Origin of the sequence: Dactylosporangium sp. NPDC049525, assembly GCF_040676755.1 — a bacterium.
Lineage (GTDB): Bacteria > Actinomycetota > Actinomycetes > Mycobacteriales > Micromonosporaceae > Dactylosporangium.
In genome coordinates this window covers 310,630-331,579 of the sequence record NZ_JBFAPO010000002.1, presented here as the reverse complement: position 1 = coordinate 331,579, position 20,950 = coordinate 310,630, and the positions used below count along the sequence as shown (strand labels likewise).

Here is a 20,950-nt window from a genome sequence, read left to right as displayed (position 1 = left end):
CGCTCGGCCAGGTGGTCTTCCTGCCCGGTCCGGTCCGGGTCGGGCAGATCGTCGCGGACGTCGGTGCCTCCGCGACACCGCCGGCATCCGGGAGCGCAGCAGCCACGAGTCGGTCTGGCAGCCGCGGCAGGTGCGCACGGCGCCGACCGGGACGCGGGTGTCGCCCCGCACGTATTCGAGGCGGTGCCGCTCGACCAGTGGCCGGCGGCACCGGGGACACTCGTCGGGGTCGGCACCGATCGCCGTGTAGGCGACCTCCTGGGTGGTGTACCGCACGGTCGAGTACGACTTCTCGTCACCGACGCGCAGGTCAGGGTCGCGCGGCGCGCCGGCATACGGGCCCATGTCGGCGTGGGAGACGGCACCCGCGACGCCGCCGAAGATCCGGAAGCGGCGGCGCAGCCACGCCATGAACTCGGACCGGCGCTCGATCGGCTCCATGCGGCTCACGTCCCTGGCTGGTCGGCGGGTGGCGGGAACAGCACGGCGAGGACGCCGCCGGCGACGGCCGCGACGTCGGTGCCGGGGTCGACGGCGTGCAAGAGGGCGAGCCCGCCGCCGAGCGCGCCCCAGGCGACGACGAGCTGCGGCAGCGACACCGCGGGCCGGATGCCGAGCCGCCGACAGTGCCGGTCGAGGTCGGCGGCGACGGTCTCGTCGAGGCGGTGCTGGGTGGCGGCGAGCGCGGCCGCGTGCTCGGGCCGACCGGCGACCGCGGCGAGATACTCCGCGGACACCGCGGTCCAGCGGGTGGCGGTGTCGTGCACGTAGCCGGCCGGGTTGAGCACGCGGAGCAGCTCGTCGCGGCTGCCGACCTGGTCGAGGGCGGCGCGGAGGCCCTGCAGGTGCGCGTCGGCGTGGGCGTCGACGATCGCCTGCCACAGCCCTTCCTTGCCGCCGAAGTGCTTGTAGACCGCGCCGCGGGTGTACCCGGCGTCGGCGGCGATCTCCTCGACGGTCGCGGCAAGGTATCCGCGCCGCAGGAACACCGCCAGCCCCGCCGCCAGGAGCTGCGCGTGGGTGCGGTCCTGCTGCTGCGCCCGGGTCAGTCGCACCGCACCCCTTGAGAAACGTCGTGTTTCCAGAAACGGTACGTTACCGAACGGCGGGTGACAACAGCACCGACAGCACGGTGTCCAGGTAGGCGCCCTGACTGCCGGCGTCGGCGGGGAGCAGCTCCGGCAGGCGGGCGGCGAGCTGGGCCTGCCCGACATACGCGGTGTACGCCAGCAGCGCCCGCCGGCGGGCCTCCCCCGCCTCGAACTCGGCCTCGGTGAACAGCTGCTCGACGTAGTCCAGCCGGCGGCGCGTGACCCGCTGCACGACCGGGGCGACGAGGGGGTGCTCGGCCACCGCGAGAACGTTCATCTCCAGGCGGCTGGATCGCGCGTGCCCGAGCACCGTGGTGAACAGCAGCGACAGCTTCCGCGGCGGATCCCCGGCCGCCTCGACCAGGTCGATGATCGCGTCGGTGCAGGCCCGCTCCCACAGCTGCATGGTCGCCTCGATGAGCGCGTCGCGGTTGGCGTAGTGCCAGTAGAAGCTGCCCTTCGTGGCGCCGAGCCTGGCCGCCAGGGGCTCCACCGCGACCGCGGCGAGCCCGCCGTCAGCGATCGCGGCCAGTGCCGCCGTGGTCCAGTCCTCCGCGTTGAGCCGCCGTTGTGCCATGCCCGTACGGTAGCGTACGGTGTGGACCATACGGCAGCGTATGGCGCCGTGGAGCAGCGGAACCGGCACCGCCGGTGAGAACGGCTGGAGGCAGTCATGCAGAACGTTCAACGCCGCACCATCGACGCGCCAGTGGACCGGATGGGCGCGCTGCTGGACCGGATCGCCGGCCCCGACGACCCGCTGTGGCCGGCGCGGACCTGGCCGCCGATGCGGTTCGACCGCCCGCTCGCGCCCGGCGCGACCGGCGGGCACGGCATGATCCGCTACACGGTCGTCGAGCACGTCCCGGGCCGGCTGCTGCGGTGCCGGTTCGACCCGGCGATCGGCGTGCTGGGCGAGCACGAGCTGCGCGTCGAGCCCGACGGCACCGGCACCGCCGTCGTGCACGTCATCCGCGGCCGGCTCACCGGCTCGATGCGGCTGCTGTGGCCGCTGGCGGTCCGGTGGCTGCACGAGGCACTGCTGCAGGACCTCCTCGACCACGCCGAGCGCGCCGGGACCGGCACCGTGCGCGACCCGGCCCGCTGGTCGTGGTGGGTGCGCCTGCTGCGCCGCGCGCTCGCCGGCCGCGGCGCGGGGCCGCGGCGGGTGTCGCTGCCCGGCGGCGCCCGGCTGGCCGCCGGCACCCTGGATCACGTCGACCTGATGGACGCCTGGCAGGGCACCCGCCCGGCGGGCGCGAGCGCCGACCCGGCTGCGTGGCGGGCCGCGATGTTCGGCCGCCCGCCGCGCTGGGTCGGCGCGCTGATGCGGCTGCGCAACCACATCCCGGGCCTGGAGCCGCTGGACACCCGGGACGTGTTCGCCCCGCTGGACGCCCGCGCCGACGAGGTCCTGCTCGGCGCCGACACCCGCCACTTCGACGTGCGGATCTCGCTGTTCGTCGACGCCGAGTCGGTGGTCTGCTCGACCCTGGCCCGGCCCCGCACCCGCCGCGGCCGCGCCTACCTGGCCGTGGTCGGCCGGGTCCATCCCCTGGTCGTCCGGACGATGCTGGCCCGCGCCCTGCGCGCCGCCCCGTTCGCCCCCGCCACCTGACGGGCCGGGCGGCCAGCACCGGACCTCAGGCGGCGGGGGTCTGCGCCATGATCGCGAGCAGGCCGCCGTCGGGGTCGGTGAAGAACGCCATCCACTCCTCGACGCCGCTCTCGTGCCGGTGGATCATGTGGGGTGCGCCCTCGAACCCGACCCCCCGCCCGGCCAGCCGCTCGTAGGCGGCGTGGATGTCCGGCACGAGGAAGTAGATGATCGACTGGGCGGCGGGTGCGCCGCCGCCCTCCGGCTGGCTCAGGAACAGCCGCGTGCCGGCGCAGTCGAAGAAGGCCAGGGTGCCGAACGTGTACAGGTGCGGCAGGCCGAGCACGCCGCCGTAGAAGTCGACGGCCCGGCCGATGTCGCTGACCTGCCTGGCGATCTGCCCGATCCCGCCGAGCCGGAACCCGTCATCCACTGTGGACTCATCAGGCATCATGACCTCCCACCGGTCGCAGGCCGCGCGTCCTGCCTGCCCCTGACGATAGGCCAGCGCACCAGGACGTCACTCCCGGACCGAGGACACCCGCCCGGGCGGCGTCCGCAGGGCGAGCGCCGCCGGCACCACGCTGGCGACGAACGTGATCGCCACGCACGCGGCCGCGATCAGCAGGATCGGGGTCCACGGCACCACCGTGCGCGGGTCGGCGACGAGGTGCCCGAGCCCGGCCCGCAGCCCGGCGAGCATCCCCGCGGTGACGGCACCGGCCAGCAGCACCCCGGTCACGCCGACGAGCAGCGCCTCCACCCCGATCATCGTCAGGACCTGCCGCGGCGTGCCACCGCCGAGGCGCAGCACGGCGAGGTCCCGGCCGCGCCCGCCGATCGCCATGACGAGGGTGTTCGCGATCGCGATCGACGTGTACACCAGGGCCATGCCGAGCACGGCGACGAGCGCCAGGTGGTTGAGCCGGCGCTGCTCCGCGTTGCGCTCGCGGAAGTACTCGGCGGCGGGGACGGTCCGGGCGCCGTCCACAGTGGACCCGGTGAGGTAGACCGCGTCGGCGCCGGCGCGGGGTGCGTGCGCGGCCCGCAGCGCCCACGGCAGCAGGACCGTCTGGTCGAGGTCGATCGACGGGGCCAGGACCGCCACGACCCGCAGCTTGACCGGGGTCGCGTCGTCGAGCCACAGCTCCGCGGTGCCGCCGGTGCGCCAGCCCGCGGACCGGGCCAGGCCCGCGCCGGCGACGACGGTGTCGGTGCCCGCGAGGTCGGCGACCGAACCCGACCGCACCGGCAGCCGCAGCACCCCGCCGACGCCGGGACCGGCGTACATCGCGTCGACCTCCTCCGCGTAGTCGTCGGTGCGCACGTACACCACGGACTGCGCCGTCGGCACGCCCGTGCCCGGGTCGGCGATCCCCGCGGAACCGGCCGGCAGGGCGAGCGCCGGCGCGGTGACCCGGGCCGCGGACGCGCGTTCCTCCGCGTCCCACAGCGTCGCGGTCGCCGCGAACGTCGCCGCCGCGATCCCGACCGTGACGAGGATCGGGGCGACCGTCGACGCGGTCCGCCGCACCCCCGTGCGGACGTTGTCCCGGGCCAGGGCGCCGGCGACACCGGGCACCAGGACCCGGCCGACGAGCCACGCCAGCGGCGGCGCCACGACCGGCGCCAGCAGCGCGATGCCGGTGATCGCGAGCTGCGCGTCCAGCAGCACCAGGGCGATCGCCTCGCCGCCGAGCCCCGGCACGAGGGCGAGCAGGACGCCGGCACCACCGAGGAACAGCACCCCGAAGACCCAGCGGCCGGCGGTCATGACCCGCCGGTCGACGGACGCCTCGCGCAGCGCCTCGATCGGGCGGACCCGGCCCGCCCGCCGCGCCGCGACGGCGGCGCCGGTGAGCGCGACGAGCAGGCTCACCCCGAACGCGGCCAGCAGCGGACACAGGATGAACCGCGCGGTGAACCCGGCCGGCGCGAACCCGGAACCGGCCAGCCACGCCGCGAACGGCGGCGCGACCACGGTGCCCGCGGCGCAGCCGGCCACCCCGGCGACGACCCCGACGATGAGGGACTCGCCGAGGACGAGGCGGCGCACCTGCCGCGGGGTGGCGCCGGCGGCCCGCAGCAGCGCGAGCTCCCGGCGGCGTTGCGCGACGGCGAACGCGAACGTGCCGGCGACCACGAACACCGACACGAACACGGCGACGCCGGCGGTGGTGCCCAGCAGCGACGCGGCGACGGCGAGCAGGTCCGCGTCCGGATCGGGTTCGGCCTGCGCGCGGCGGTCGCCGGTGAGGACCGCCGGCCCCGCCCCGATCACGTCGCGGACCTGCGCGGCGGTGACGCCGGTGACGGCGATCGCGTCGACCCGCCCACCGGCGAGCAGCGCCGCGGCCGGGTCGGCGAGGTACACGGCGGGCGGTCCGGTGACGACGCCCGCGACGGTCCACGTGCGGCGCCCCAGCGGGGTCTGCGCCTCGACCCGGTCACCCGGGCGGCGGTCCGTCGGGGCGGTGAGCACGACCTGGTCGTCGCCCTGCGGTGGGCCGCCGCCGAGGGCGGTGTACGGGTGCAGCCCCGCACTCGCCCACGGGTGCGCGTCCAGGGCGACACCGTCGACGTCCACGGGGACGGACCGGTCCACCACGACGGTCGCGCCCGGCAGCGCCGCGAGCCGCTCGGCCGTCCCCGCGGGCAGCTGCGCCGCCCGGCGGGTCCGCGACGTCGAGGTGTACACGTCCCCGTCGCCCTCGTCGACGGTGATGCTGACCGTCTGGTTGCCGGTGACCACGACGCCGGCTCCGGCGTACCACATCGGCGGCCGTCCCTCGGAGACCGTCGAGGCGATCGTCAGACCCGTCGTGGCCAGCAGGCACGCGCCGAGTGCGAGCGCCACGAACACCCCGGCGAACGACGCCCACCGGGCCCGCAGCGTCTGCCTGGCGATGCTCAGCACGGCGCCGCCTCCAGGTCGGTCATGTACGCGGCGACGGCCTGCGGGGTCGGGTGGCGCAGCTCGCCGGCGACGCGCCCGTCGGCGAGGAACACGACCCGGTCGGCGTGCGAGGCGGCGAGCGGGTCGTGGGTGACCATGACGACGGTCTGCCGGCCGTCACCGTCCACCATGGACCGCAGCAGCCGCAGCACCTCCCGCCCGGTCGTGGAGTCCAGCGCGCCGGTCGGCTCGTCGGCGAACAGCACCGCCGGCCGGGTGACGAGCGCCCGGGCGATCGCGACCCGCTGCTGCTGCCCGCCGGACAGCTCCGCCGGCCGGTGCCGCCCCCGGTCGCCGAGCCCGACCGCGTCCAGGACCGCGCGGACCTCCTTGCGCGCCGGCCGCCGCCCCGCCAGGCGCAGCGGCAACGCCACGTTCTGCTCCGCGGTCAGCGACGACAGCAGGTTGAACGCCTGGAACACGAACCCGATCCGGTCCCGGCGCAGCAGCGTCAACCCGGTCTCCGACAGCGTCGACAGGTCCGTCCCGGCGACGGTGACGGTGCCGCCGGTGGGCCGGTCCAACCCGGCCGCGCACTGCAGCAGCGTGCTCTTGCCCGACCCCGACGGCCCCATCACCGCCGTGAACGTGCCGGCCGCGAACCCGAGCGTGACCTCGTGCAACGCGGTGACGGCACCGTCGCCGGCGCCGAAACGCCGGTGCACCCGGTCGAGCGAGACGACATCCGATTCCATGCCGTCAATTCCACCGTCCGGGACCCCCTCCACACACGCCCGCACACCAGCCCAACGACGGTATGGCAGCCCCCACCACCCGCCGTATAGCAGGCCCGACCGCATGATCAGTTACGATCAGCGCCGCCGGAGGAGGTCACTGTGGATGATCGGGTCGTAGTCGAATTCGCCGGTGACGGCGCCGGGGCCGGTGCACTGTCGTGGGGGCAGCAGGACATCTGGCAGGCGATGGTGCGCCAGAAGTCGTGGCTGCCCAACGGCGCCTGGGGGCCGCTCGCCGCGGGCACGACCGTGCAGGACGTCGCCGAGCAGCTGCGGTACATGATGAGCCGGTTCCCGTCGGCGCGGACCCGGCTGCGGTTCGACGCCGAGGGGCACCCGACCCAGGTCGTGGCCGCGTCCGGCGAGATCACCCTCGAGATCGTCGAGGCGGGTGCGCAGGACCCGGCGGCCGTCGCGGAGGCGGTACGCCTGCGGCTGCAGGACACCGAATACGACTTCGTCGAGGACTGGCCGATCCGGATGGCCGCGGTGCGGTCCGGCGGTGCGCTCACCCACCTGGTCGTCGTCATGTGCCACCTGGTCGCGGACGGGTTCGGCACCCAGGTGCTCCTCGAGGACCTCGACACCCGGGTGAGCACGCCGATCCCGGAGCTGCAGCCCCTGGAGCAGGCCCGCTGGCAGGCCTCCCCGTCCGGGCAGCGGCAGAACACCCTCGCCCTGCGGCACTGGGACGGCATCCTGCGCGGCATGCCCACCCGGCGCTTCCCGGACACGGTCGACAAGCCCGAGCCGCGGCACTGGCGGGGCGAGTTCAAGTCCTACGCGCTCGGCCCGGCGCTGCAGGCGGTCACCGAGCAGACCGGGGTCGCCCCGGCGCCGGCGCTGCTCGCGGTGTTCGCCGTCGCGCTCGCCCGGGTCACCCGGATCAACCCCGTCGTGCTGCGCCCGATGGTCAACAACCGTTTCCGCCCGGGCCTGGACCGGGTGGTGTGCATGCTCGCCCAGTTCGGCCTGTGCCAGCTCGACGTGGCGGGCGTGTCGTTCGCGGAGGTGCTCGACCGGGCCCGGCGTGGGGCGATGACGACGTACAAGCACGCGTACTACCACCCGGCGGACCTCGACGACCTGGTCCGCCGGGTCGTGCTGGAGCGGGGCGCGGACCTGGAGCTGCCCTGCTACTTCAACGACCGGCGGGCCGACACCGGCAAGAGCGGCGCGGCGCCGGTGGCGTTGCGGGACGCGGCGACGCGCAGCACGTTCCGGTGGACGACCCGGCAGGACGTGCCGTTCGAGCCGCTGATCGTGCACATCGACGACGTCCCGGACGCGGTGCAGGCCATCATCTTCATGGACACCCACGTGGTGTCCCCGGCCGACGGCGAGGCGCTACTGCGCGGCATGGAGGCCGCCGCGGTCGAGGCGGCCCTGGACCCGAGCGCGCCGACCGGGGTGTGACTACGCCGTGGCCCGGGTGCCCGCGGCGTCCCGGGCCGGTCCGAGGTAGACGGCGTTGAACAGCAGCGCGCCGGCGAGCCCGGCACCGGCAAGGGCCACCCAGCCGAGGAGCGTGGCCGTCGGCGGCGAGTACGCGTCCGCGGCCTGCATCGGGCTGGCGAACCCGCCGGGGTCGATCCGGACGGTGGTGCGGTCGCCGGCCTTCCCGCCACTGCCGTTGCACGACATCCAGCCGAGCGGCCGCCCGTCCGCCGCCGCGACCTCGCAGATCGGGGCGCAGCCACCGCCGTTCTCCGCCACCTGGGCGCAGCCGGTGCGGACCACCACGCCGTCGGCGTCGCGGCCCACGACGCCCAGGTAGGCGTCGCCGGCGAGTGCCCCGGCCGCGAGCGCGAGCCCGCCGCGGGCGGTCACCGCATCAACTGTGCGAGGCGGAACGCGGACGGGGTGCCGGGGTCCGCCTGGTACGCCACGACCAGCTGGCCCGTGCCGGCGACCTCGAGTGCCTGCCGGCGCAGGGTGAGCTCGCCGACGGCGGGGTGCGCGAACCGCTTGACGTCCTGCCCCGTCGGCCGGGCGTCGTGCCGGTCCCACAGCCGGCGGAAGGTCGCGCTGCCCGCCGCGACCTCGTCCACGAGCGCCGCGACGGCCGGGTCATGCGGGTCGGCCCCGGCCCGCAGCGCGGCGACGGCGCCGGCGGCGAGGTCGTCCCAGTCCGGCAGCAACGCCCGGACCCGCGGCTCCAGGAACATCTCGCGGAGCAGGTTGCGGCCCGGCTCGTACATCGGCGACAACGCGACGGCAAGCGCGTTGCCGGCCAGGACGTCCAGGCGACGGTTGCGCACATACGCGGGCACCCCGGTCCACGCGTCCAGCAGCTCCTGCACCCCGGGCGCGAGGGCCTCGTCCACAGTGGACGGCGCCGGCCCGGCGGCGAGGGCGTGCAGGTGCGCGGCGGTGCCCTCGTCGAGCCGCAGGGCCACCGCGAGCGCGCCGAGGACCTGCGGCGACGGGTTGCGGTCCCGGCCCTGCTCCAGGCGCACCAGATACTGCTCGCTCACCCCGGCCAGCCGCGCCAGCTCGTCCCGGCGCAGCCCCGCCACCCGGCGCCGCCCGATCGCGGCGAGCCCGACGTCCTCGGGCCGCAGCAGTGCCCTGCGGGCCTTGAGGAACTCGCCGAGATCGTTCACCACCGCCAGTTTATTCCGTCCTGGGTGACCCTGGCACGGTACTGGCTGGCGCCGGCGCGAGCGGGCACCGTGGGGCGCATGACACTGACATGGTTCGTCACCGGCGCGTCGCGCGGTCTGGGCAGGGTGTGGACGGAGGCGGCGCTGCGCCGCGGTGACCGGGTCGCGGCGACGGCCCGTGACGCGCGCGCCCTGGACCCGCTGGTGGCGGAGTTCGGCGACGCGGTCCTGCCCATCGAGCTCGACGTCACCGACCGGCCCGCGGTGTTCGCCGCCGTCGACGCCGCGGCGGCCCGGTTCGCCCGCCTCGATGTCGCGGTCAACAACGCCGGCTACGGGCTGTTCGGCGCGGTCGAGGAGGCTTCCGAGGCGCAGGCCCGGGCCCAGCTGGAGACCAATCTCTTCGGTGCGCTGTGGGTGACGCAGGCGGTCCTGCCGGTGCTGCGGGCCGGGGGCGGCGGGCGCATCCTGCAGGTGTCCAGCATCGGCGGGGTGGCCGCGTTCCCGACACTCGGGCTGTACCACGCCTCGAAGTGGGCGCTCGAGGGCCTGAGCGAGGCACTGGCGCAGGAGGTCGCCGGGTTCGGTGTCCGGGTGACGATCGTGGAGCCGGGCCCGTTCGGCACCGACTGGGGCGGTTCGTCGGCGGCGCACACGGCCCCGTTGCCGGCGTACGACGAGGTCCGCGCCGCCCGGCAGGCCGGTGCCGCTCACCGGTCGCCCGCCGACCCGTCGACCACCGCCGCCGCGATCCTGGCTGTCGTCGACGCCCCGGAGCCCCCGCTGCGGATCTTCCTCGGCCCGTTCCCGTTCCCGGTGGTCGAGCGCGTCTACCGGGACCGGCTGGCAACCTGGGAACGCTGGCGCGCGGTCGCCGAGTCGGCCGCCTGACCGCCGCCCGCGTGGCTGCGGCGTTCCCGCCTATGCGGGACCCTTTCGGGGTCTACGATCTGTTTTGTCCGGTATGAGATCAGCTCCCGGATTGCGGATTTTGACGTGTTCGGGGGTACGCATGGTCTCTTTGACGCCTGGTCGGCGGGTCCTGGTGGTGGCCGCAACGGCAGCCGCCCTCGCGGGCGGATCGGCGACCACCGCCACCGCCAGCACCGGCCACTACCCGGTGGCAACCTGGTCGATGAACGAGGGTGCGGGCGCCCGCACGATGATCGACAGCAGCGGCAACGGCCTGCACGGCACCATCGGCAACGAGGTCCTCACCGACGTCGGCGTCCGCGGCGCGACCGGTTACCGCTTCACCCGCCTGCAGCCGGACAAACCGCCGGCCCACCCGCGGCACCTGGTGACCGTCGCCGATAGCTCCGCCCTTGACCCCGGCAGCCGCGACTACGCCGTCACCGTCAGGCTCCGCACCACCTACCAGTTCGGCAACATCATCCAGAAGGGCCAGGCAACCGCCTCGGGCGGCAACTTCAAGTTCCAGATCCCCGACGGCATCGTGCAGTGCCTGTTCCGCGGCTCGAACGGCACAATCATCGTGCAGGCATCCCGGCGGATCAACGACGGCTGGTGGCACGTCGTGCGCTGCGAGCGGACCGGCTCCGGCGTGGCCCTCACGATCGACGGCCGCACCGTGGCCCGCCGCAGCGGCTGGACCGGCCCGATCTCCAACGGCTGGCCACTGTCCATCGGCGGCAAGACCGACTGCGACCAGCGCGACGTCGGCTGCGACTACTACGCCGGCGACATCGACTGGGTCGAGATCGAGGCCCGCTGACCAGCCCCACCCCTACAGATCACGCCCACGCCGCCGATCGGGCCGCCACTCACGGGTCACACCCACGCCCGCCGGCCGAGTCCACGCCCGCTGATCAGACCGGCGCCCGCGGACCGGGCGACCCCGCCGATCAGGCCGACGCAAGTTGCGGTCGACGCCGGTTGAACAGGTCCAGCGCTGACAGGAGGACGACCGGGTGTGTGCGCCGCATCCGGTCGTCCCGGTGACGGGCTGGCTGCTTCACAAGCACCGTACCCTAGCCATCCAAATCGACATCCGGTCGCATCACCGCTCGTAATCAGCAGTCGCTTTCGGGGTTGCCAATGCTGATGTTGAGCCTCGGTGCGCGTGTCCGCTGTCAGCATGCCCCGTGAAGCACTCCTCGGTCCAATCGTAGGCCGTTGTCACGTCGCTACGGCATGACGGAGATGGCGTCGCCGAGGAGTTTGGCGCCGATGACCAGGCACAGGACGGACATGATGACCGCGTTGTTGCGGCTCATCCAGCTCTTCAGGCGAGCCAGCAGCCGCTCGGAGCGCGCCCCCATCGTCACGTACAGCACAACCGGCGCGGCCACGGTGACAGTCCCGATCACTGCGAACACCGCATAAGCCACCGCCTCCTGCCCGCCCGGGATCCCGGTCTTCGCGATCGCGGTCGCCGCCGCGACTGCCAGCAGCAGGTTCTTGACGTTGAGGCCGGACAGGAACGCACCTACGCCCAGCGAGCGCGCCGCGCCGAACTGTTCCACGCTGCGCATCCATCCGGGCATCGGAGCTTCGGCGCCCGCCTCGGGCCGGCCGCGGAACTGCCGCACCGACACGTACAGCAGCAGCACCCCGAGGGTCAGCTGCAGCCACCTGACCCAGGTCGCCGGATGCCCAGGCCCGCCGTGCGCGCTCGGCCCGATGACCGCGAGGACCAGCACACCGATCACCGCCAGGCCGGCCAGCCAGCCCACGACGAACGCCGGCCCGTTGCGCCGGGCGCCGGGCGTGGTGAGCAGCAGGATCACCGCGATGATCGGCATCGGGCTCAGCGCGACGCCCACCGCCATCTGCAAGCTCTGCCCGATCGCGGCACCCATCCCAACTCCCCACCCAGCGCCCCGCGGCGCACAAGACCAGACCAGCACAGATCAGGCCAGCGCCCGTCCCGGTCCGCAGCGGACCCCCGCCGATCCTGTCCACCCGGCCGCGCCCCTCGCCCCACCCGACCCGGAGGAACGCCACCCAGGAACACCGCCGCAATCGGCAGCGGACCGAATGCGCGAAGCGGACGAAACGGCCGCCGCCGGCAGGGCTGAACCGCCCGCAGACGCCAACACCCGGCGGATCTCCACAACCCGGTGGATCCCTGCTCCTCGGCGACCAGCAATCAACCGGGTCGTGCGCCGAGCGTTTGAGGTACGCGATGCGCCGCCGCGTCCGGCCCTGCGAGCCGTCGATTCACAACAGTTTCCAGGGCACCGCGGATCCTTCGGGTTGTCGGAACAAACGGGTTCTGGCCCTCTTGAGTTGATCGATGGTTGCCGCTGCGCGGCCGGTCGTGTCCACTGTGTACGGTCCTGCCGGTGCGCTGACGGATCGCTCATCGTGTTGTTGCCGCATCTCGCGAAGCTGGTGGTCGAGCGAGTCGAGGCCGTGGGCTGCAGTCGAGGTGCTGCCCGACCGGGAAACGGACACGCTCACCGCTTCGCTGCAGACGAATCCGGGCGCGCACGTGATCTGCCGCGACCGCGCCGGCGCCTACGCTGAGGCTGCCCGCCGCGGAGCACCGGACGCCATCCAGGTCGCCGATCGGTGGCACCTGCGGCACGACCTCGCTCAACACGTCGAGAAGGCCGTCCAAGATCCGCCACGTGGTGAACTGGCTGCGGCTCCACCCGTCGAACAGGGGATTACCGCACGGTACTGGCCGATCAGGTCGTGCTTGAGCCGTTCAGCCCGCGACACCGGCACCGATGACAGGCGCCATTTCCGGATTCCCCGATGGTCGCGCGACCGATTGCCGCTCGGACGGCGGCGGCCAGCCACGAATATTGCCGTCGGGGCCGCGATGTCGACGCTACTGCGGCGGGGGCCCAAGGCGCCGCCGGACGATCAGCACGCCGCCGACGCTGAGCAGGACCGTGCCGCCGCCCACCAGGCCGATCCGCATGACCCGGTTCTGGAATCTCATCTCGTCGTAGGTGGCCGGGTCGCCCCGGTGGCCCGCATTGCAGATGCCTCCCGGCTGCATCACCCGGTCGCCGCACGTCACCTTGTCCGTACTGAAACCGAGGAGACCGACGAGCACAGCGATGACGCCGAGCCCGAGCGCGCCGTACCGATTCAGGACGAATCCGACCAGCATGGTCGCCCACTGTACCCGCGGCGGCGGACCAGCCGCTGCCTCGGATTGCGTCCCGCCCCGCGAGGGCCAACCAGAGCGTCTGCAGGACGTGCCGGGCCGGCAACGTCCGCCGGCCGTAACGGTGGATCAGACCATCGACCTGCCAAGAGGGCCAGAACCAACAAATCCCCCGCGAACACGACCAAAAGCCCGTCACGCCGAGTGCGGCTCAGTGCAGGATCGCGGCCGGCGGCGAGTCGAGCAGCACCCTGGCACCGGCCAGTGGCGCCTCGTCCAGCGTCGCCTGGTGTACCCGCACCGCCTGATACGTCAGGCGTTCCGCCAGCGCCTGCCGCAGCGGCGGCCACAGTTCGCCGCGGCGCGAGGCGATCGAGCCGCCCACGGCGACGGCGTCCAGGCCGGCGGTGAGCGCGAAGTTGGCGAGACCGTCGGCCAAGTGCCGGGCGTACTCGCGCCAGAAGCCCGGGGCGTCGACGGTCTCCAGGCCGCGGCCGAGGAGCTGGCGCAGCGCGGCGCCGCCCAGCAGTGTCTCCAGGCAGCCGGTCTGCCCGCAGCCGCACCGCCGGTCGTTGCCGGCGACGAGCTGGTGGCCGGCCTCGGTGGTCACGGCCACGAAGTGGTCGCCGGCGCCGAGTCGCAGTGCCGCGCCGACGCCGGTGGACAGGGTGACGTAGCCGCACCGGTCGCTGCCGCGCAGGCTGCCCAGCGCGTGCTCGCCGAGCAGGCCGCAGGTCGCGTCGTGGGCGACCCGCACCGGTGCGTCCAATGTGGACTCCAGGTCGCGGCGCAGCGGGCGGCCCTCGTATCCGCGCAGGTGCAGGGCGACCCGCACGTCGCCGTCGGCGGTGACCCGGCCGCCGAACGACACCCCGACGGCCGTTGGCGTGCCCGGGATCGTGGCGCGCAGCAGCGCGAGCTGACGGTCGTAGTCGGGGTGGGTCGGGAAGCGCACGACCGTGCCGTCGCCGGTCGCGACGCGGGTACGGGTCCCGCCGACGTCGATCGCCACGACCCCCATGCCGCTACCGGAGCTCGGCGAGCGGCGCGGTGTCCGCCGGTGGCAGCGTGATGTACGCCAGGTCGGCGAGCCCGCCCGCGAGCAGGACCGCGAGCCCGGCCACACCCAGCCCCCGGGCCCGGGGGGCGAGCCGGTCCCGCCGCGCCCAGAACAGCACCAGGCCGACGGCGAGCGTGATGACCGCCGGCAACGCGAACACCACCTGCGGCACGATGTAGTACAGCTCCCCCATGCGCCAGACCGTAGCCGACGCAGGGGTGGGCCGTCAGCAGTGATCGTGGCGTACGACAGCGAACACCGGGACGGATACGATCGACCGCTGCCGGTGCTGCTGGTCGGGGCCCGGTGCCGCCGGCCAGGGTGATGCGGACAACCAGCAGAAGCATTGACGGTTGTAGTTGGAACGGAAGCCCACCGGTCGGATTGTTGACCGGCGGCAGATCATGGCGGAAGATCGGGACATCGACGATCTGACGTTCGAGCTGGTCGATGCCGCCGGCTCCGCGGCACCGTCGTGGTGGGCGTCCGCGGTCCGCGACGCCGAGCTGCACCAGGTGCGCGACTGGCCGGTCATGCGGACCCTGGCCGCGACCCGGCGCGGCCCCGTCCTGGCAGGCGCGTTCCGCGACGGCGGCAAGGTCGTCGGGCTCGCCTCGCTGCGCCTGCGCGGGATCCGCGGCCTCGCCGTCGCCGACGTGGACAGCATGGTCGTCGGCGCGTTCCCCGGCATCGCGCTGACCGGCGGGTTGCCCGGCACCCTGCACCCGACCGGCGGTCCGCCGCCGGAGCTGTTCGCCGCCGCGACCAGGGCGCTCGAGCAGACGCTGCGGCAGGTGTACGGCCAGCGCGTCCAAGCGGTCATGTACCGCCAGATCTACCGCCGCGAGCTGTCCCATCTGTTGCGCGGCGTCACCGTCGTGCGGGCCGGCGCGCCCGCGCTGCTGCTGCGCAACACATTCGCCGACTACGACGCCTACCTGCGCACGCTGCGCAAGTCCCGGCGGGTCGACCAGAAGCGCCTGGTCCGCAACATCGACGCCGACCCGTCCGTGACCGTGCGCTTCGGCCCGGCCGCCGACGCCGGCCTGGACATCGACACGTTCCACCGGTTGTGCATCGAGTCCGCCCGCCGCAACCGCGCCGGCCGGTGGCCGCCGATGCGGTTCTGGCCGAGGGAGCTGTTCGCGACCGTGCTCGCCCTGCCGGACGTGCTGGCGCTGAGCTACACCGGCACCGACGGCGGGCTGATCGCCGCGACCCTCACCTTCGACCATCCGGTCGCGCCGGTCCTCGGCCCGTGGGGTGCCCTGCCGCTGGGCACAGACCGGCGCAGCGGCCTGTGGTTCGACCACCTGGCCCGGCTCATCCGCTGGGGCATCGAGCAGCAGCGGCCGCTGATCGTCGGCGGGAAGGGCGCGCAGGGCCCGAAGGAGGCCCTCGGCTTCGTCGTCGAGCCGCAGTGGACCGTGCTGCGCCGGCTCTGACGGTGTGCACGAGCAGGGCGGCGTGGTCGGTGCCGCGCACCGGGTAGGTGACGGTGCCGACGTGTTCGAACGCCGGCGAGAACAGGTAGTGCTGGAACTCGCCGTCGCCCTTGCGGTGCCAGCCTTCGGGGACGCACCGCTGGGCGCCGGCCCGGCCGTCCCAGGTGAGGTTGAGGTCCGCGCCGAACACGGCGGGTCCCGGATACCGCGGCAGGATGCCGCCGGCGACGTACCGGCATTGCGCGAGCGCCACCACCGCGTCGGCGCGTTCGGTGCCGGACCGCGGGCTCTGCGGGTGGGCGGTGCACGCGACGAACGACACGAACCCGCCGCAGACGTAGCCGCGCAGCTCGTTGACGTCCCGGGCCTGCAGCAGCGGCGGGAACAGCCCGCCCCGGCCGACGGCGCGCAGCCGCTCGCGGGCCAGGACGGCGACGCCGTACCGGCCGCGCCCGCCGGAGCAGCGCATCCAGTCGGCCGCGGCCCGGTCCCAGACGGCCTGGAAGACGGCGCCGCCGGTGTTGCCGAGCGCCTGCCGCAGCGGCACCACGTCGCTGGCGCAGACCTCGTTGACGGTGACGACGTCGGGCCGGACGGTCTCGACCAGCTGCACGGCCGCGGCGAGAGACCAGCCGTCGCGGTAGCAGGCGACGCTCGCGTGGCCGCTGTTGCACAGGTTCAGCTGTAGCATCCGGAACGGCACGCCGGCGCCGCCGCCGTGCAGGGCGCCGGCGAGCATGAGCAGGGCGAGCATCCGCATGCACCTTCAGATGCGCGCGCCGTGCCGGGCATTGCCTTGGTACGGCCGGAAACCCGCCAAGTGGTCCTTCCCGCCGGCGGCCGGGCCGGGTGAGGCTGGAACGCGTGCAGTTCCGTCATCACCCGCAGCTCCGCGCCGACTTCCCCACGCTCGTCGCCGGCACCATCCGCATCGACGGGGTGAGCGCCGACTCCATCGTGGACGTGTCGCCATGGCTCGCCACGGCCCGCGAGCGGCTCGCCGGCTCCCCCGAAGGCCAGCTGCCGCAGGTGCAGGCGTGGCGGCGGGCGTTCACCGCGATGGGGCTCAAGCCCACCCAGTACCGCTGCGCGTCGGAGTCGCTGCTGCGCCGGCTGCGCCGGGAGGGGGACCTGCCGGCGCTGCACCCCCTCGTCGATCTGTGCAACGCGGTGTCCGCCGCGTTCGCGATCCCCGTCGCGGCGCTGGACGCCGACCGGATCAGCGGCGACCTGGAGGTGCGGCGGGCGACCGGCGGCGAACGGTACGACACCTTCGCCGGCGACGTGGAGCACCCCGAGCCGGGTGAGGTCGTGTTCGTCGACGACGCCGGCCGGGCGCACGCGCGGCGCTGGACCAACCGGCAGAGCGGCTACTCCGCGATCAGCGCCGCCACCAGCCGGGCGTTCATCGTCACCGAGGCGCTGCACGAGGGCGCCGCCGCCGACGTGCTCGCGCTGCTCGCCGACCTCGCCGCCGCCGTGCGCGCGACCTGGCCGGCCGCGACGCTGCTCGGCGAGGTCCTCCCCAGCGGCGCTCAGGGTTCGCTGGGCGCGGCGGCGACCTCCGGCCGGTGACGGCGCCCGCCCGCCACCAGGCAGGCGAGGGCGATCGCGGCGAGGCCGAGCAGGGGCACGCCGACGGCGTCGGTGTCGATGAACCCGACGTAGACCGGGGCAGGCGGACCCCAGGAGTCCGGACCCAGGACGATGCCCGCCCCGATCAGCAGGTAGGTGTGCAGGACCGGCAACAGCAGCACGAGCAGGGAGGCGAGCATGAGCGTGACGGCCGCACCCCGCCGCGGCCACGATCGCGTCCTGAGCAGTTCGTAGGCGGTCCAGGCGGCGAGCAGCCAGCCACCGGCGGCACCCGCCAGCCAGCCTGCGGCCACACCGAACGGCACGGCCGGCGGCGGCTCCGACCAGATGACGACGTCGACGGGGGCCAGCGTCGAAACCGGCCGGACGCCGTCAGGTGACGGAGGGGCAGGAAGCGGCCCCGACACCCGGACCCGCAGATCGCCGCGGCTCGCGACGAAGTGGCCGTCGCCGACGGATTCGATGCTCCAGCCGGCGGCGGTGAACCGGTCCCCGGCCGCGTCGCGGGTCCAGCCGGGGATGTAGCGCGGGTCGACGGCCTGGATCGTGACGGCCCGGCCCTGCCAGCCGTCGTCGCGGCTGAACCCGCCGGCATACGGCTCGCCGATGGCGAGCGAGGCGACCTGCGTGGCGGTGGGGTCGACGCGCAGCGGCGCGACGGTGCACCAGCCGAGGAACGAGCCGATGCCCGCGCCGAGCGCACCGAACAGCAGCGCGGCGAAGACCGCGACGGCGACCGGGGCCTTCCCGACCGGCAACCGGAAGCGCTGCCGCAGCCCGCCGCGCACCAGGTCGACGACGTCCCGCCGGCTGGGCCGGACCCGGTCGGGGCCGGCGGCGTCGAGCAGGGCGGTGAGCAGCTCGGCGCCGTGGCTGCGCCGGTACGCCGCCGGATAGGCCAGCAGCAGCCGCCGGTAGCGCCGCTCCAGCGGGGCCGTCACGCGAGACCCGCTTGCAGGTCGGGGGTGCCGGGCAGGGCGACGCGGCGGCGCAGGCCCGCGGCGGCCGCGTTGGCGTTGCGGCGCAACCGCTCGACCTCGGTGCTGAGCCGGCCGGCGCCCTCGTCGGTGAGCCGGTAGTAGCGGCGCAGCCGCCCGTCGACGGCCTCCTCGCGCTCCACGGCGATCAGGCCCTGCTCGGTCAGGCGGTCCAGGGCGCCGTAGAGCGTGCCGGCGCCGAGCACCACGGTGCCCCCGGACAGGGCGGTGACCTGCTGGAGGATCCCGTAGCCGTGCAACGGCTCGCCGGTGAGTGCGGTCAGGACGAGAAACGTCGGCTCCTGCATGGGCGGCATGACCAGCAAATTACAGTCACCGTGATATTACGTCAACCGTAATGTGCACCGCGGGGACTCGGGCCGGGCAAACGCTCATGGCAGCATTCGGGTGGTCGATGTTGGCAGCGCACTGGCGACGGCACAGGACGAGGAGACCGCATGGGCGCACTGCGACGGCTGCGGGCCATGTCCGGGCTGATGCGCGCCTCGTGCCTGGTCCTGGCCGTCTGCGCGGCCTGGTTCGCGGTCAACCTGGTGACGCCGGTGGGGCCGCCGGTGCTGCTGTGGCTGCCGACGCCCGTCTGCGCGTTGCTGCTCACCGCCGCGTTCCGCCGCACGTCGCGGGCGGCGGCGCTGCCCGCGCCGACCCGCCGCTTCTGGGGGCACCTGAGCCTGTCCGCGCTGCTCGTCGGGGTCGCGCACACCGCGCAGGCGATCGACGTGCTGAGCCACCCCGACGTCGGCGGCGGCTACAACGGGCCCGGCCTGCTGATCTTCGACAGCGGCGCGATCCTGCTCATCCTCTACGCGCTGTACCGCCTGCCGCTGTCCACCCGCAGCGCCGGGGAGCGGTTGCGGGTCACCCTCGACGGCGGCACGGTCGTGGCGGGCGCAGCGGTGCTGATCTGGCACTTCCAGACCCGGGTCGCGCTCGGCACCGACGACCGCAACCAGGTCATCGGCTCCCTGATCCTCGGCGTGCTCGCCCTGGTCGTGGTGCTCGCCGTGGCCAAGGTGATGCTGTCGGGCTACGAGTTCATCGACAAGTCGGCCCTGCAGTGGCTCGCGTTCGCGATCTTCGTCGGCGCGACGAGCTCACTGCTGCAGCCGCTGCTGTCGCCCGGCCACCCGCACCTCATGGTCACCCAGGTCAGCATCCCCGTGGTGTGCTGCTTGGCGTCGTGGGCCGCGGAGCGCCAGCGCCTCGCCGCCGGCCAGGTCGTCGCCGTTCGGCGGCGCCGCCCGTTCAGCCTGGTGCCCTACGCGGCGGTCGCCGCCGTCTACGTCCTGCTGATCCTGGAGACCTGGATCGGCGATCACGGCGACCAGAAGATGATGGTCCTCGGCGCCGTCACCCTCACCGCGCTGGTCATGGTGCGGCAGGTCGCCGCGTTCGTCGACAACGGCCGGCTGCTCGCCCGCCTCGATCACGGCGCCACCCACGACGCGCTCACCCACCTGCCCAACCGGTCCCTGTTCGGCCAGCGCCTGCAGCAGGCCGTCGACGGGCTCGAGCGGCGGCCGGTCAGCGTCGCGCTCATCGACCTCAACGACTTCAAGGAGGTCAACGACACCCTCGGCCACGAGGTCGGCGACCTGCTGCTGGTCGAGGTGGCGCGGCGCCTCGCCGGCTGCGCCGGGCCCGAGGACACGGTCGCCCGCCTCGGCGGCGACGAGTTCGTCGTGGTCCTGCCCGGCGCCGACCCGGCCGCCGCCAGCCGCGCCGCGGACCGCATGGCCGCGGCGCTGCGCGCACCCGCCACCGTCAACGGTCACGAGCTGCCGATCTCGGCCAGCATCGGCATCGCCGACGGCCGCACCGGCGACGACCCGAGCCTGCTGCTGCGCCACGCCGACATCGCCATGTACGCGGCGAAGAAGCTCACCGGCACCGCGTTCCTGCACTACGACAGCACGATGTCGGAGCCCGGCGGGGACCACTCGCAGCTGCGGGACGCCATCGCCGGCGGCCGGTGCTTCCTGGAGTACCAGCCGATCGTCTCCCTCGACGACGGCCGGCTCGTCGGCGCCGAGGCCCTCGTCCGCTGGGACCACCCCGAGCACGGTGTCCTGCCGCCGGACACGTTCATCCCCCTCGCCGAACGCACCGGCCTCATCGTGCCGCTCGGCCGGTTCGTGTTCGACGAGGCGTGCCGGCAGTTCGCCGAGTGGACCAGCCGCTTCGGCGCCGCCGCGCCGGCCGTGCTCAACGTCAACGCGTCCCCCCGCGAGCTGCGCGAGGCCGGCTACGCCGACTTCGTCGCGGCGACCCTCGCCACCCACGGCGTCGAGGCGTCCCGCATCGTCCTGGAGATCACCGAGACCCTCGCGCTGGACCTCGGCCCGGCGGTCACCACCCTCGACCGGCTCCGCGCGCTCGGCCTGCGGATCTCCCTCGACGACTTCGGCACCGGCAGCTCCACCCTGCGCCTGCTGCACGACTGCCCCGTCGACGAGGTCAAGCTGGACCGCTCGTTCACCCAGGCACCCGCGTCGGGTCGCGCGCCGGTCGCGGCCGCCGTCATCCAGCTCGCGCAGGCGCTGCGGCTGCACGCGGTCGCCGAGGGCGTGGAGACCCCGGAGCAGGCCGAGCAGCTGCGGTCCCTGGGGTACCGCACGGCGCAGGGCTACCATTTCGCCCGCCCCGTGCCGGCCGCTCGGCTCACCGAGTGGATGACGACTCCCCCGGCGGTCGCCCAGCCGTCGGGACTCGTCCGCTGAGCGCGGTGACGCCCGGCGGCACCGGTACCACCGCTGCCGCCGCCTACCGCAGCGGCC

21 protein-coding genes and 1 pseudogene are annotated in these 20,950 nt (G+C 74.3%); 7 read left to right on the top strand and 15 right to left on the bottom strand.

The annotated features are described in order from the left end of the window. The 3 genes from AB0K00_RS05845 to AB0K00_RS05835 form a co-directional block, all read right to left on the bottom strand. The coding region (locus tag AB0K00_RS05845; protein WP_363515940.1) for a hypothetical protein at positions 1 to 441 on the bottom strand (441 nt) is incomplete at its 3' end. A gap of 5 nt (positions 442 to 446) precedes the next feature. Beyond that, positions 447 to 1,055 (bottom strand): TetR/AcrR family transcriptional regulator, encoded by a 609-nt coding sequence (locus AB0K00_RS05840; RefSeq protein WP_363515937.1) that lies wholly within the window; start codon positions 1,053 to 1,055, stop codon positions 447 to 449. A 40-nt stretch (positions 1,056 to 1,095) separates the two neighbouring features. Continuing rightward, a complete protein-coding gene (locus tag AB0K00_RS05835) occupies positions 1,096 to 1,668 on the bottom strand; it encodes a TetR/AcrR family transcriptional regulator (RefSeq protein ID WP_363515934.1) in 573 nt (190 codons plus the stop codon). 96 nt (positions 1,669 to 1,764) lie between these two features. Between AB0K00_RS05835 and AB0K00_RS05830 the strand changes: the two genes are divergently transcribed. Then, positions 1,765 to 2,709: a DUF2867 domain-containing protein gene (locus AB0K00_RS05830; protein ID WP_363515931.1), complete on the top strand. Its 945-nt coding sequence runs from the start codon at positions 1,765 to 1,767 to the stop codon at positions 2,707 to 2,709. A 25-nt stretch (positions 2,710 to 2,734) separates the two neighbouring features. On the opposite strand, the gene AB0K00_RS05825 is transcribed toward AB0K00_RS05830, so the two are convergent. The 3 genes from AB0K00_RS05825 to AB0K00_RS05815 all read right to left on the bottom strand — a co-directional run bounded on the left by AB0K00_RS05825 (position 2,735) and on the right by AB0K00_RS05815 (position 6,339). Next, positions 2,735 to 3,142, bottom strand: coding sequence for a VOC family protein (locus AB0K00_RS05825; RefSeq protein ID WP_363515928.1), 408 nt, complete (start codon positions 3,140 to 3,142; stop codon positions 2,735 to 2,737). 66 nt (positions 3,143 to 3,208) lie between these two features. Next, complete coding sequence (locus tag AB0K00_RS05820; protein WP_363515925.1) at positions 3,209 to 5,605, bottom strand: ABC transporter permease; 2,397 nt, start codon at positions 5,603 to 5,605, stop codon at positions 3,209 to 3,211. Next, the gene (locus AB0K00_RS05815; RefSeq protein WP_363515922.1) at positions 5,599 to 6,339 is read right to left on the bottom strand and encodes an ABC transporter ATP-binding protein; all 741 of its coding nucleotides are present in this window, start codon (positions 6,337 to 6,339) and stop codon (positions 5,599 to 5,601) included. Before AB0K00_RS05815 ends, AB0K00_RS05820 begins: the two co-directional genes overlap by 7 nt. A 141-nt stretch (positions 6,340 to 6,480) precedes the next feature. On the opposite strand from AB0K00_RS05815, the gene AB0K00_RS05810 reads away from it, so the two are divergent. Next, entirely contained in the window at positions 6,481 to 7,797 is a 1,317-nt protein-coding gene (locus tag AB0K00_RS05810) for a condensation domain-containing protein (RefSeq protein WP_363515919.1), read from the top strand. Here the strand turns inward: AB0K00_RS05810 and AB0K00_RS05805 are convergent, their stop codons facing one another. Both AB0K00_RS05805 and AB0K00_RS05800 read right to left on the bottom strand, forming a co-directional pair. Next, positions 7,798 to 8,211 (bottom strand): hypothetical protein, encoded by a 414-nt coding sequence (locus tag AB0K00_RS05805; RefSeq protein ID WP_363515916.1) that lies wholly within the window; start codon positions 8,209 to 8,211, stop codon positions 7,798 to 7,800. Continuing rightward, a complete protein-coding gene (locus AB0K00_RS05800; RefSeq protein ID WP_363515914.1) occupies positions 8,208 to 8,987 on the bottom strand; it encodes a helix-turn-helix transcriptional regulator in 780 nt (259 codons plus the stop codon). Before AB0K00_RS05800 ends, AB0K00_RS05805 begins: the two co-directional genes overlap by 4 nt. Positions 8,988 to 9,065: 78 nt before the next feature. Between AB0K00_RS05800 and AB0K00_RS05795 the strand changes: the two genes are divergently transcribed. After that, positions 9,066 to 9,878, top strand: coding sequence for an SDR family NAD(P)-dependent oxidoreductase (locus AB0K00_RS05795; protein WP_363515911.1), 813 nt, complete (start codon positions 9,066 to 9,068; stop codon positions 9,876 to 9,878). Between the two features lie 121 nt (positions 9,879 to 9,999). Then, positions 10,000 to 10,722, top strand: coding sequence for a LamG domain-containing protein (locus AB0K00_RS05790; RefSeq protein ID WP_363515908.1), 723 nt, complete (start codon positions 10,000 to 10,002; stop codon positions 10,720 to 10,722). A gap of 412 nt (positions 10,723 to 11,134) precedes the next feature. Here AB0K00_RS05790 and AB0K00_RS05785 read toward each other — a convergent pair whose 3' ends face one another. Next, on the bottom strand, positions 11,135 to 11,809 hold the full coding sequence (locus tag AB0K00_RS05785) for a GAP family protein (protein WP_363515905.1): 675 nt from the start codon (positions 11,807 to 11,809) through the stop codon (positions 11,135 to 11,137). Between the two features lie 566 nt (positions 11,810 to 12,375). Here AB0K00_RS05785 and AB0K00_RS05780 point away from each other — a divergent pair. Next, a pseudogene (locus tag AB0K00_RS05780) lies at positions 12,376 to 12,534 on the top strand (transposase); the annotation flags it as partial. A gap of 255 nt (positions 12,535 to 12,789) precedes the next feature. Here AB0K00_RS05780 and AB0K00_RS05775 read toward each other — a convergent pair. From AB0K00_RS05775 to AB0K00_RS05760, 4 genes are all read right to left on the bottom strand, one after another. Then, positions 12,790 to 13,077 (bottom strand): hypothetical protein, encoded by a 288-nt coding sequence (locus AB0K00_RS05775; protein WP_363516455.1) that lies wholly within the window; start codon positions 13,075 to 13,077, stop codon positions 12,790 to 12,792. 208 nt (positions 13,078 to 13,285) lie between these two features. Beyond that, positions 13,286 to 14,095: an ROK family protein gene (locus AB0K00_RS05770; protein ID WP_363515902.1), complete on the bottom strand. Its 810-nt coding sequence runs from the start codon at positions 14,093 to 14,095 to the stop codon at positions 13,286 to 13,288. A 4-nt stretch (positions 14,096 to 14,099) separates the two neighbouring features. Next, positions 14,100 to 14,327 carry a hypothetical protein gene (locus AB0K00_RS05765; protein ID WP_363515899.1) on the bottom strand — a complete coding sequence of 76 codons (228 nt, stop codon included), beginning with the start codon at positions 14,325 to 14,327 and terminating at the stop codon, positions 14,100 to 14,102. 1,130 nt (positions 14,328 to 15,457) lie between these two features. Then, the gene (locus AB0K00_RS05760; RefSeq protein WP_363515896.1) at positions 15,458 to 16,333 is read right to left on the bottom strand and encodes an endonuclease/exonuclease/phosphatase family protein; all 876 of its coding nucleotides are present in this window, start codon (positions 16,331 to 16,333) and stop codon (positions 15,458 to 15,460) included. A gap of 110 nt (positions 16,334 to 16,443) precedes the next feature. Between AB0K00_RS05760 and AB0K00_RS05755 the strand changes: the two genes are divergently transcribed. Continuing rightward, positions 16,444 to 17,154, top strand: coding sequence for a phenylalanine--tRNA ligase beta subunit-related protein (locus tag AB0K00_RS05755; RefSeq protein WP_363515893.1), 711 nt, complete (start codon positions 16,444 to 16,446; stop codon positions 17,152 to 17,154). Here the strand turns inward: AB0K00_RS05755 and AB0K00_RS05750 are convergent. Both AB0K00_RS05750 and AB0K00_RS05745 read right to left on the bottom strand, forming a co-directional pair. Then, positions 17,115 to 18,116, bottom strand: a complete 1,002-nt coding sequence (locus AB0K00_RS05750) for a hypothetical protein (RefSeq protein ID WP_363515890.1) — start codon at positions 18,114 to 18,116, stop codon at positions 17,115 to 17,117. The genes AB0K00_RS05755 and AB0K00_RS05750 overlap by 40 nt on opposite strands. Beyond that, positions 18,113 to 18,460 carry a PadR family transcriptional regulator gene (locus AB0K00_RS05745; protein ID WP_363516446.1) on the bottom strand — a complete coding sequence of 116 codons (348 nt, stop codon included), beginning with the start codon at positions 18,458 to 18,460 and terminating at the stop codon, positions 18,113 to 18,115. Before AB0K00_RS05745 ends, AB0K00_RS05750 begins: the two co-directional genes overlap by 4 nt. A gap of 150 nt (positions 18,461 to 18,610) precedes the next feature. On the opposite strand from AB0K00_RS05745, the gene AB0K00_RS05740 reads away from it, so the two are divergent. Next, a complete protein-coding gene (locus AB0K00_RS05740; protein WP_363515887.1) occupies positions 18,611 to 20,893 on the top strand; it encodes a bifunctional diguanylate cyclase/phosphodiesterase in 2,283 nt (760 codons plus the stop codon). Positions 20,894 to 20,950 lie beyond the last annotated feature (57 nt).